Annotated in this window: 10 protein-coding genes and 1 pseudogene; 10 read left to right on the top strand and 1 reads right to left on the bottom strand. The window is 43.9% G+C overall.

Annotated features, from left to right (window positions below; genetic code table 11):
- Nucleotides 1-68: 68 nt before the first annotated feature.
- The 10 genes and pseudogenes from cbpC (at nt 69) to tig (ending at nt 9,536) form a co-directional block, all read left to right on the top strand.
- Nucleotides 69-1,088: a choline-binding protein CbpC gene (gene cbpC / locus D8804_RS01445; RefSeq protein WP_125398575.1), complete on the top strand. Its 1,020-nt coding sequence runs from the start codon at nt 69-71 to the stop codon at nt 1,086-1,088.
- A gap of 121 nt (nt 1,089-1,209) precedes the next feature.
- Nucleotides 1,210-2,088 (top strand): mevalonate kinase, encoded by an 879-nt coding sequence (gene mvk, locus D8804_RS01440; protein ID WP_125398574.1) that lies wholly within the window; start codon nt 1,210-1,212, stop codon nt 2,086-2,088.
- Nucleotides 2,070-3,023 (top strand): diphosphomevalonate decarboxylase, encoded by a 954-nt coding sequence (gene mvaD, locus D8804_RS01435; RefSeq protein ID WP_125398573.1) that lies wholly within the window; start codon nt 2,070-2,072, stop codon nt 3,021-3,023. Before mvk ends, mvaD begins: the two co-directional genes overlap by 19 nt.
- Nucleotides 3,010-4,017 (top strand): phosphomevalonate kinase, encoded by a 1,008-nt coding sequence (locus tag D8804_RS01430; RefSeq protein ID WP_125398572.1) that lies wholly within the window; start codon nt 3,010-3,012, stop codon nt 4,015-4,017. The genes mvaD and D8804_RS01430 overlap by 14 nt, the downstream gene beginning before the upstream one ends.
- Nucleotides 4,001-5,002, top strand: a complete 1,002-nt coding sequence (gene fni / locus D8804_RS01425; protein WP_125398571.1) for a type 2 isopentenyl-diphosphate Delta-isomerase — start codon at nt 4,001-4,003, stop codon at nt 5,000-5,002. Before D8804_RS01430 ends, fni begins: the two co-directional genes overlap by 17 nt.
- A gap of 165 nt (nt 5,003-5,167) precedes the next feature.
- Entirely contained in the window at nt 5,168-5,866 is a 699-nt protein-coding gene (gene liaF, locus D8804_RS01420) for a cell wall-active antibiotics response protein LiaF (protein WP_125398570.1), read from the top strand.
- Nucleotides 5,863-6,861, top strand: coding sequence for an envelope stress sensor histidine kinase LiaS (locus D8804_RS01415; protein ID WP_125398569.1), 999 nt, complete (start codon nt 5,863-5,865; stop codon nt 6,859-6,861). Before liaF ends, D8804_RS01415 begins: the two co-directional genes overlap by 4 nt.
- A gap of 10 nt (nt 6,862-6,871) precedes the next feature.
- Nucleotides 6,872-7,504 (top strand): response regulator transcription factor, encoded by a 633-nt coding sequence (locus D8804_RS01410; RefSeq protein WP_125398568.1) that lies wholly within the window; start codon nt 6,872-6,874, stop codon nt 7,502-7,504.
- A pseudogene (locus tag D8804_RS10050) lies at nt 7,505-8,160 on the top strand (DNA alkylation repair protein).
- Between the two features lie 92 nt (nt 8,161-8,252).
- A complete protein-coding gene (gene tig, locus D8804_RS01395) occupies nt 8,253-9,536 on the top strand; it encodes a trigger factor (RefSeq protein ID WP_125398565.1) in 1,284 nt (427 codons plus the stop codon).
- Nucleotides 9,537-9,583: 47 nt separating this feature from the next.
- On the opposite strand, the gene recD2 is transcribed toward tig, so the two are convergent.
- Entirely contained in the window at nt 9,584-11,950 is a 2,367-nt protein-coding gene (gene recD2, locus D8804_RS01390; RefSeq protein ID WP_125398564.1) for an SF1B family DNA helicase RecD2, read from the bottom strand.
- Nucleotides 11,951-11,958 lie beyond the last annotated feature (8 nt).

Below are 11,958 nucleotides of genomic sequence, written 5' to 3'. Positions count from 1 at the left end.
TTTTGAGAATTCTTCTATATTGACATGCAGTCAGGTCTTTGCTACAATTAATCACGGAGGATACTAAAATGAAATTTTTGAAAAAAATGTTGCAAGCTGCTCTAGCTGTCTTTTTCTTTACTTTGCTAGCGACAAGTACCGTATTGGCGGATACCACGGGTGGACAGTTTGTTGATAAGGACAATAGAAGATATTATATAAAAGATGACCATAAAGCAATCTATTGGCATAAAATAGACGGTAAAACCTACTATTTTGGTGGTAGAGGAGAGATGGTTGTCGGTTGGCAATACTTAGAAATTCCTGGGACAGGCTATCGTGATAATTTATTCTCTAACAATCCAGTCTTAGAAATCGGACTTCAACAGAAGTGGTACTATTTTGGACAAGATGGTGCTTTGCTAGAACAGACAGAGAAACAAGTCTTAGAGGCAAAATCGTCTGAAAATACGGGAAAAGTATATGGTGAACAGTACAATCCTTCTACCGAGAAGAGAACCTATTACTTCGATGAAGATTACGCCTTGAAGACAGGTTGGATTTATGAAGATGGTCATTGGTATTATTTAAATAAGCTTGGAAATTCTGGCGATGATTCTTACTATCCACTACCAATTGGTGAAATGGCTAAGGGTTGGACTCAAGATTTTCATGTTATTTTTGGCATTGACAGAAGCAAACCTGCTCCATGGTACTATTTAGATCCAGAAACTGGTATCATGCAAACTGGTTGGAAACAACTTGGCAATAAGTGGTACTATCTTCGTTCATCAGGAGCTATGGCGACTGGCTGGTATCAAGAAGGCTCATCTTGGTACTATTTAGATGCTCAAAATGGTGATATGAAGACAGGTTGGGCTTATGTTGGTAACAAGTGGTACTATCTCCGTTCATCAGGAGCTATGGTAACAGGCTGGCTTCAAGACGGCTCAACTTGGTACTACCTACATGCAAGTAATGGCGATATGAAGACAGGCTGGTTCCAAGTCAATGGCAAATGGTACTATGCCTATAGCTCAGGTGCTTTAGCAGTTAGTACAAGAGTGGATGGCTACTACGTCAACTATAATGGCGAATGGGTCCAATAATGAAAGAGGCGATTGTGAAGGAAACAATCGCTTTTTTTGTGAAAATATAATAAAATAGATAGGAAAGAATAAATACTTGTATGAAAAATGAGACGGTCTTTCCGTCTGGTTAAAGGAAAACATGACAAAAAAAGTTGGTGTCGGTCAGGCACATAGTAAGATTATTTTAATAGGAGAGCATGCGGTAGTCTACGGCTATCCTGCTATTTCCTTGCCTCTCTTAGAGGTGGAGGTGACATGTAAGGTTGTCCCTGCAGCGAGTCCTTGGCGTCTGTATGAAGAGGATACCTTGTCCATGGCAGTGTATGCTTCGCTGGAGTATTTGGATATCAAAGAAGCCTGCATTCGCTGTGTGATTGACTCGGCTATCCCTGAAAAACGGGGAATGGGTTCGTCAGCGGCTATCAGTATAGCGGCCATTCGTGCGGTATTTGACTACTATCAGGCCGATCTGCCTCATCATGTATTAGAAATCTTGGTCAATCGGGCTGAGATGATTGCCCATATGAATCCTAGTGGTTTGGATGCCAAGACTTGTCTCAGTAATCGACCTATTCGCTTTATCAAGAATCTTGGTTTTACAGAGCTTGAGATGGACCTATCCGCTTATTTGGTGATTGCAGATACAGGCGTTTATGGTCATACACGCGAAGCCATCCAAGTGGTTCAAAGCAAGGGGAAGGATGCTCTGCCGTTTTTGCATGCCTTGGGAGAATTGACCCAGCAGGCAGAAGAGCTGATCAGACAAAAAGATGCTGAAGGACTGGGACAAATCCTCAGTCAAGCGCATTTACATTTAAAAGAAATTGGTGTCAGCAGCCCTGAGGCAGACTCACTGGTTGAAACAGCTATGAGACACGGTGCTCTGGGAGCCAAGATGAGTGGTGGTGGACTAGGAGGCTGTATTATCGCCTTGGTAGCCAATCTGGACCAAGCGCAAGAACTAGCAAAACGATTAGAAGAGAAAGGAGCTGTTCAGACATGGATCGAAAGCCTGTAACAGTACGTTCCTACGCAAATATTGCCATTATCAAATATTGGGGAAAGAAAAAAGAAAAAGAGATGGTTCCTGCTACTAGCAGCATCTCTCTGACTTTGGAAAACATGTACACAGAGACGACCTTGTCGCCTCTGCCAGCCCATGCGACGACTGATGTCTTTTATATCAATGGTCAGCTCCAAAATGAGGCAGAACATGCCAAGATGAGCAAAATCATCGACCGCTACCGTCCAGAAGGTGAGGGCTTTGTCCGTATCGATACCCAAAACAACATGCCGACCGCAGCGGGTTTGTCTTCCAGTTCCAGTGGTTTGTCCGCCTTGGTCAAGGTATGCAATGCTTATTTCAAGCTTGGATTGGATCGGAGTCAGTTAGCGCAGGAAGCGAAGTTTGCCTCAGGCTCTTCTTCTCGGAGTTTTTATGGACCACTGGGTGCCTGGGATAAGGATAGTGGGGAAATTTACCCTGTAGAGACTGACTTGAAACTAGCTATGATTATGTTAGTGCTAGAGGACAAGAAAAAACCAATCTCTAGCCGTGATGGGATGAAACTCTGTGTGGAAACCTCGACGACCTTTGATGACTGGGTCCGTCAGTCTGAAAAGGACTATCAGGATATGCTGGTTTATCTCAAAGAGAATAACTTTGCCAAGGTTGGAGAATTAACGGAGAAAAATGCCCTCGCTATGCATGCTACGACCAAAACTGCTAGTCCAGCCTTTTCTTATCTCACAGATGCGACTTATGAGGCCATGGACTTTGTCCGCCAGCTCCGTGAGCAGGGGGAAGCCTGTTACTTTACCATGGATGCCGGTCCAAATGTCAAGGTCCTCTGTCAAGAGGGAGACTTGGAGCATTTATCAGAAATCTTCGGTCAACATTATCGCTTGATTGTGTCAAAAACAAAGGATTTGAGCCAAGATGATTGCTGTTAAAACTTGCGGAAAGCTTTATTTGGCAGGGGAGTATGCTATTTTAGAGTCAGGACAGTTAGCCTTGATAAAGGCCATCCCCATCTATATGAGGGCTGAGATTGCCTTTTCTGATAACTACCGTATCTACTCAGATATGTTTGATTTCGCAGTGGACTTGACGCCAAATCCTGCCTATAGCTTGATTCAAGAAACGATCGCTTTGATGGATGACTTCCTCGCTGTTCGTGGTCAGGCTTTGCAACCTTTTTCCTTGGAAATCCGTGGAAAAATGGAACGAGAAGGGAAAAAGTTTGGTCTAGGTTCTAGCGGTAGCATCGTTGTCTTGGTTATCAAGGCTCTGCTGGCTCTATATGATATTACGGTTGATCAGGAACTCTTATTCAAGTTAGCCAGCGCTGTTTTGCTCAAGCGAGGCGACAATGGTTCCATGGGAGACCTTGCTTGTATCGTGGCAGAGGATTTGGTTCTCTATCAGTCTTTTGATCGCCAAAAGGTGGCTGCGCGGTTGGAAGCAGAAAACTTGGCGACAGTTTTGGAGCGCGACTGGGGCTTTTCTATCTCACAAGTGCAACCAGGTCTAGAATGTGATTTCCTAGTGGGATGGACCAAGGAAGTGGCCGTATCGAGTCGAATGGTTCAGCAAATCAAGCAAAACATAGACCAGAATTTTTTAACTTCCTCAAAAGTAACAGTGGCTGCTTTGGTAGAAGCTTTAGAACAAGGAAAAGCAGAAGAAATCATCAAGCAGATGGAAACAGCCAGTCAACTTTTAGAAGGCTTGAGCCCAGATATTTACACGCCTTCGCTTAGACAGCTGAAAGAAGCCAGCCAAGGTTTGCAAGCCGTTGCCAAAAGCAGTGGAGCTGGTGGTGGTGACTGTGGGATTGCCTTGAGTTTTGATGTGCAATCAATTGAAACCTTAAAAAACCGTTGGGCCAATCTGGGGATTGAGCTCTTATACCAAGAAAGGATTGGACATGACGACAAATCGTAAGGACGAGCACATCCGCTATGCCCTTGAGCAGAAAAGTTCCTATAATAGCTTTGATGAGGTGGAGTTAATTCATTCTTCCCTACCTCTTTATGACCTGGATGAGATTGATTTGTCGACAGAATTTGCAGGTCGAAAGTGGGACTTTCCTTTTTATATCAATGCCATGACGGGTGGAAGCGATAAGGGGAGAGAAATCAACCAAAAACTGGCTCAGGTGGCAGATGCCTGTGGGATTTTGTTTGTAACGGGCTCCTATAGCGCAGCCCTCAAAGATCCAACAGATGATTCTTTTTCCGTCAAATCTAGCCATCCAAAGATCCTCCTTGGAACCAATATTGGATTGGACAAGCCTGTTGAGTTAGGACTTCAGACTGTAGAAGCGATGAATCCTCTTCTCCTGCAAGTGCATGTTAATGTCATGCAGGAATTACTCATGCCCGAGGGAGAAAGAAAGTTCAGAAGCTGGTATTCGCATCTGGCAGACTATAGCAAGCAAATCCCTGTTCCCATTGTCTTAAAAGAAGTGGGCTTTGGAATGGATGTGAAGACCATCGAAAGAGCCTATGAACTGGGCGTTCGAACTGTTGACCTGTCAGGTCGTGGTGGTACCAGCTTTGCTTATATCGAAAACCGTCGCAGTGGCCAGCGTGACTATCTCAATCAATGGGGACAATCCACCATGCAAGCCCTTCTCAATGCCCAAGACTGGAAAGACAAGGTCGAACTCTTGGTCAGTGGAGGCGTTCGGAATCCGCTTGATATGATTAAGTGCTTGGTTTTTGGTGCCAAGGCTGTAGGACTGTCACGTACCGTTCTAGAGTTGATTGAAACCTACACAGTCGAAGAAGTGATTGGCATTGTCCAAGGCTGGAAAGAAGATCTGCGTTTGATCATGTGTGCCCTTAATTGTGCCACCATAGTGGATCTGCAAGACGTAGACTATATTCTTTACGGTAAACTAAAAGAAGCAATAGATCAGATGTAGAGAGGTCGGGACAAGAATCCCGCCCTTTTTGTAGCCTTTTGCCAACTGTGGTGAGTTGATGAAACCAAGCTTGTAGGAGCGATTTCTGTCCTATGTCCTTTTTCCATCCTCAGACCGAGGTGACTTTTTTGAATTGTGATAAAATAGAAAAGAGAGGATGCATCTATGAAAAAATTTCAAATCTTTTTATTTATTGAAGCCTGTCTGTTGACGGGAGCTCTGATTTTGATGGTATCAGAGCATTTTTCGCGTTTTCTGCTGATTCTATTCCTCTTTTTGCTCTTGCTCCGCTATTATACAGGTAAAGAGGGCAATAACTTCCTCCTCCTTGTGGCGACCATTCTTTTCTTTTTCATCGTCATGCTCAATCCTTTTGTGATTTTAGCTATCTTTGTAGCAGTCATATACAGTCTCTTTCTTCTCTATCCGATGATGAATCAAGAAAGAGAGGAGACCGACTTGGTCTTTGAAGAGGTAGTGACGGTTAAAAATGAAAAGAATCGCTGGTTTGGCAATCTCCATCATTTTTCTAGTCACCAGACCTGCCAGTTTGATGATATCAATCTCTTTCGTCTCATGGGAAAGGACACCATTCATCTAGAAAGAGTCATCCTAACCAATCATGACAATGTCATTATCCTTAGAAAGATGGTCGGAACGACTAGGATTATCGTACCCGTAGATGTGGAAATCAGCCTCAGTGTTAACTGTCTTTATGGAGATCTTACCTTCCTTCATCAACCTAAGAGATCCCTCCGCAACGAACACTATCATCAGGAAACCAGAGACTACCTCAAGAGTAACAAGAGCGTCAAAATTTTCCTAACCAGTATGGTTGGTGATGTGGAGGTAATCAGAGGATGAAAAAGCAATCCTATCTGTTAATCAGCCTGACTTCTTTCCTCTTTATCCTCTTTTTGGCTAATAGTCTGCTTGATATTCTCAATCTTGATTGGTCCTATTTGCTACAGGATATTGAGAAAACGGAGAAACTCATCTTCTTGATCTTGGTCTTTAGCCTTTCCATGACCTTCTTTTTTGTCCTCTTTTGGCGCGTGATGGAAGAAATTTCTCGCAGAAAAATGCAGATCAATCTCAAGCGACTGCTAGCAGGAAAAGAGGTGATTCCCTTTGCAGATCCAGATTTGGATGCCAGTTTTAAGTCCTTGTCTGGCAAACTCAATCTCTTGACAGAAGCTGTTCAAAAGGCTGAAAATCAAAGTCTGGTCAAGGAAGAAGCAATCATCGAGAAAGAGCGGAAGCGGATAGCACGTGACTTACATGATACGGTTAGTCAGGAGTTGTTTGCGGCCCATATGATTTTATCAGGTGTCAGCCAGCAGGCTTTGAAGCTTGATAGAGAAAAGATGCAGACCCAGTTGCAAAGTGTTGCAGCCATCCTAGAGACAGCCCAGAAAGATCTGCGGGTCTTGCTCCTACATTTGCGACCTGTAGAGTTGGAAGAGAAGAGTTTGGTTGAAGGAATTCAAATCCTTTTAAAGGAGCTTGAGGACAAGAGTGACCTCAAGGTTAGTCTCAAGCAGAATGTGTCTAAATTGCCTAAGAAGATTGAAGAACATATCTTCCGCATTTTGCAGGAGTTGATCAGCAATACCCTTCGCCATGCCCAGGCCTCATGCCTAGATGTCTACCTCTATCAGACAGATGTTGAATTGCAGCTGAAGGTAGTGGACAATGGGATTGGTTTCCAGTTAGGGAGCTTAGACGACTTGAGTTATGGACTGCGAAATATCAAGGAGCGGGTTGAAGATATGGCAGGAACGGTTCAACTCTTGACAGCTCCCAAGCAAGGACTGGCGGTTGATATCCGTATTCCCCTGCTAGACAAGGAATCATAAAGGAGTAAAGATGAAAATTTTACTGGTAGATGACCATGAAATGGTCCGATTGGGCTTGAAAAGCTACTTTAACCTCCAAGACGATGTAGAAGTTGTGGGCGAGGCAGCCAATGGGTCTCAAGGGATTTCCTTGGCCTTGGAATTGCGTCCAGATGTGATTGTCATGGATATCGTCATGCCTGAGATGAATGGGATTGATGCAACCTTGGCCATCCTCAAAGAATGGCCTGAAGCAAAGATTTTGATTGTGACCTCTTACCTAGACAATGAAAAAATCATGCCTGTCTTGAACGCTGGTGCTAGAGGCTATATGCTCAAGACTTCTAGTGCGGATGAATTACTGCACGCTGTTCGTAAGGTTGCTGCTGGAGAGCTGGCTATTGAACAAGAGGTCAGCAAGAAGGTCGAATACCACCGCAATCATATGGAACTTCATGAGGACCTGACTGCGCGTGAGCGAGACGTGCTCCAACTCATCGCCAAGGGTTACGAAAATCAACGCATCGCAGATGAACTCTTTATCTCTCTCAAGACGGTTAAGACCCATGTGTCTAATATCCTAGCTAAGCTTGAGGTCAGTGATCGCACCCAGGCTGCGGTTTATGCCTTTCAGCACCACTTGGTGGGGCAGGAGGACTTTTAGATGAGTCTTGCAGATTTACTTGAGGAGCTAGAAGCGGCAAAAGATCTAGAAAAAGCAGGCCCCATGGAAGCCTACATGAGGAATCAATTCCCATTTCTAGGCATTGTGGCACCTGAAAGAAATGCGCTCTATAAAAAATACTTTCCAAGTGCGAAAAAAGCAAAGGTTATCGATTGGGCTTTTGTAGAGACTTGCTGGGAAAAGGAGCCTAGAGAATACCAGTATGTGGCCGCCAACTATTTGAAAGCCATGCAGTCTTATCTAACAGAGAGCGATTTGCCTAACTTGAGCGTCTGGTCGTGACCAAGTCCTGGTGGGATACGGTAGATATCCTAGATCGAGTAGTGGGGAGTTTGGTATACGACAAGCCAGAACTGGAAAAAATAATCCTCCAATGGAGCCTATCAGATAATATCTGGCTGAGAAGAGTCGCCATTGACCACCAGTTGTTAAGAAAAGAGAAAACGGATGTTCATCTAATGGAAAAGATCCTGCTCAATAATCTGGATCAGACAGAATTTTTTATCAATAAAGCCATCGGTTGGGCTCTAAGAGACTACTCCAAAACCAATCCAGATTGGGTAGCAAGCTTCATCGAAAAAAACAAGGAAAGAATGGCTGAACTTAGTATCAAGGAGGCTAGCAAGTACCTTTAGCATCATTGAAAAGCGCGTTCATGACTTGAAAAAAGTCGCCCGTTTATGTTATAATAGACTGTATTTAAAAAATTTTAAGGAGAAATGACAGAATGTCTGTATCATTTGAAAACAAAGAAACAAACCGTGGTGTCTTGACTTTTACTATCTCTCAAGGCCAAATCAAACCAGAAGTGGATCGTGTCTTTAACTCAGTAAAGAAAACTCTTAACGTTCCAGGTTTCCGTAAAGGTCATCTTCCACGTCCTATCTTCGATAAAAAGTTTGGTGAAGAAACACTTTACCAAGATGTTTTGAACGCTCTTTTGCCAAACGCTTATGAAGCAGCTGTAAAAGAAGCTGGTCTTGAAGTGGTTGCGCAACCAAAAATTGACGTGACTTCAATGGAAAAAGGTCAAGACTGGGTCATCACTGCTGAAGTCGTGACAAAACCTGAAGTAAAATTGGGCGACTACAAAAACCTTGAAGTATCAGTAGATGTGGAAAAAGAAGTAACAGACGCTGATGTTGAAGAGCGTATCGAACGCGAACGCAACAACTTGGCTGAATTGGTTATCAAAGAAGGTGCTGCTGAAAATGGCGACACAGTTGTGATTGACTTCGTTGGTTCTATCGATGGTGTTGAATTTGACGGCGGAAAAGGTGAAAACTTCTCACTTGGACTTGGATCAGGTCAATTCATCCCTGGTTTCGAAGACCAATTGGTAGGACACTCAGCTGGCGAAACTGTTGATGTTGTTGTAACATTCCCAGAAGACTACCAAGCAGAAGACCTTGCAGGTAAAGAAGCTAAATTCGTAACAACTATCCACGAAGTAAAAGCAAAAGAAGTTCCAGCTCTTGACGATGAACTTGCAAAAGATATCGACGAAGAAGTAGAAACTCTTGACGAATTGAAAGAAAAATACCGCAAAGAATTGACTGCTGCTAAAGAAGAAGCATACAAAGATGCGCTTGAAGGCGCAGCAATCGATAAAGCTGTAGAAAACGCTGAAATCGTAGAACTTCCAGAAGAAATGATCCACGAAGAAGTTCACCGTTCAGTAAATGAATTCCTTGGAAACTTGCAACGTCAAGGTATCAACCCTGATATGTACTTCCAAATCACAGGAACTACTCAAGAAGACCTTCACAAACAATACGAAGCAGAAGCTGAGTCACGTACGAAGACTAACCTTGTAATCGAAGCAGTTGCCAAAGCTGAAGGATTTGACGCTACTGAAGAAGAAATCCAAAAAGAAATCGAACAATTGGCTGCAACTTACAACATGGAAGTTGCACAAGTTCAAAACTTGCTTTCAGCTGATATGTTGAAACACGATATCGCAATCAAAAAAGCTGTTGAATTGATCACAAATACAGCAACAGTAAAATAATCTTGAAAGAGAAAAAGCCCACCTGATTAGGTGGGCTTTCTTATGATCTATTTTCCAAAAATCTCTTTGAGGTCTGCATCTGTAATCCCGATCATTGCTGGGATGCTAGACCAGTTTTCCTCAGTGAGGATGTAGGATAGAGGAGAATTCTCATGATTTGTCGTTTCGCTAGGGGCTGGGTTGGTTTGGTCAGTCTTTTCTATCAGGTCCTGAAAACGCTCAATCAGATAGGTCTTGCGGGCAGTTCCGATATGCTTGACTGCATAGTCAAAGGCCTGTAACTCGCCAAGAAGGATAAGCTTGCTCTTGGCACGTGTGATAGCTGTGTAGATGAGATTGCGTTCCAGCATGCGCTTGCTAGCACTGGTGATAGGCAGGATGACAACAGGAAACTCACTTCCCTGAGACTTATGAATACTCATGGCATAGGCTAGTCGAATCTTGTACCATTCGTTTCGTGGGTAGATGACCTCATTGCCATCAAAATCAATGAAAATCTCGTCTTGTTTGGACTCGGTGTATTTTCCAGGAATCAGGTCAGTGATGTAGCCTAGGTCTCCATTAAAGACATTGACTTCGGCATCGTTGACTAGGTGAATGACCTTGTCCCCTGTTCGATAGTGACATTGAGTTGCTTCAAAGCTAACTTGCCCTTTTTGCTGAGGATTGAGCAGGTCTTGCATAAGTTGGTTGATGGCATCAATACCAGCAGTACCTCGATACATAGGCGCTAGCACCTGAATATCGCGAGCCGGGATACCACTTCTGAGGGCAGCGCCAAGAATTTTCTCAATTGTAGCTGGGATATGGTTACTCATAATTTCAAAGTAGGAGCGGTCTGCCTTTTTCTGGGTAAAGTCAGTTGGCAAGATGCCTTGTCGAATCTGGCTAGCCAAGGTAACGATAGTTGATTCCTCGCTCTGACGGTAAATCCGTTCCAAGCGTGTCTGCGGAATCAGTGGTATCTGGAGCAGATCAGCCAGGACTTGTCCAGGACTAACAGAAGGTAGCTGGTCGCTATCGCCCACGATGAGAATTTTACTGTTAGAAGAAATGTTGGAGAAGAGTTGGTTGGCTAGCCAAGTGTCCACCATGGAGAATTCATCCACGATAATAAAGTCGGCATCCAGATAATCTTCCAGATGGCTGGTATCATCGTCCCCTGTCATTCCCAAATGGCGGTGAATGGTAGCGCTAGGCAAACCTGTCAATTCATTCATGCGTCGAGCGGCTCGACCAGTTGGGGCAGCGAGAAGAATAGGTAAGTTGCTCTTTTTCTTGAGATCGACTCCTTCCAGCAGGGCATAGACAGCGATAATTCCATTGATAACAGTTGTCTTACCAGTACCAGGTCCACCTGTTAGGATAAAGACCTTGTTCTGGATGGCATCACAGATAGCTTGTTTTTGGATGCTATCATACTCAATACCCAGTTCTTCCTCAACACTAGCGATATGCTTTTGAATGGTTTCTAAATCCTGGCTTTTCTGCTTTCCTTTTTCAAGGATACGAACCAAGTGACTGCGGATGCCTTCTTCGGCGAAAAAGAGGCTGTTATCAAAGATTTTGGTATCCACCTGTTGGATTTTATCTTCTTCGATCAAATGAGCTAATTCCTGAGCTACTTGGCTGGGATCGAGTTCCACGGGACGGGAAGACTCGAGGAGAGTAAGTGTCTGTTCCAGCAAATCTCGAGCCTCCATATAGGTATCGCCCGTATCCATACAACCTTGAAAGAGACTGTGGACAAGGCCAGCACGGAAGCGCTCGGGAGCTTGGCTTTCGATACCTAGTTCGGCGGCTAATTGGTCAGCGATGGTAAAGCCCAAGCCCTTGATATCTTCAACCAGTTGGTAGGGATAATTTTCGACAATATCCAGGGTTTCGTCTTTGTAAAAGTCTTGAATCTGAAAGGCTAGTTTATTGGGAATGCCGTAGTTGGCCAGTTTAGCCAAGACCATTTCTGTCCCATAGTTGAGGCGGAGGGTGGAGACAAAAGCCTCACGGTTTTTGGCAGAGAGCCCAGCAATACTTTTCAGCTTTTCAGGATGCTCCAGAATTTCGTCTATGGTATTTTCGCCATACGTATCCACAATTTTTTGGGCAGTTTTGAGTCCAATTCCCTTGAAATGACTGCTGGAGAAATATTTGACCAAGCCCTTGCTAGTGGGTTTTGCTCGCTCATAGCGACTGATCTGTAGCTGTTCACCATACTTGGAGTGCTGAACGATTTGCCCCCAAAAAGTGTAGTCTTCGCCCTCAATCACGTCAGCCATGGTTCCTGTAACGATGATTTCAAAATCGTCAAAGTCCTCCGCGTTGGTATCTTCGATATCTAGGAGGAGAATGCGATAAAAATTACTGGGATTTTCAAAAATAATCCGTTCAATGGTGCCTGAAAAATAAACTTCCATAGGTTTCC

Origin of the sequence: Streptococcus oralis (genome assembly GCF_003944215.1) — a bacterium.
GTDB lineage: Bacteria > Bacillota > Bacilli > Lactobacillales > Streptococcaceae > Streptococcus > Streptococcus oralis_BI.
This window is presented reverse-complemented; position numbering and strand designations above follow the sequence as displayed.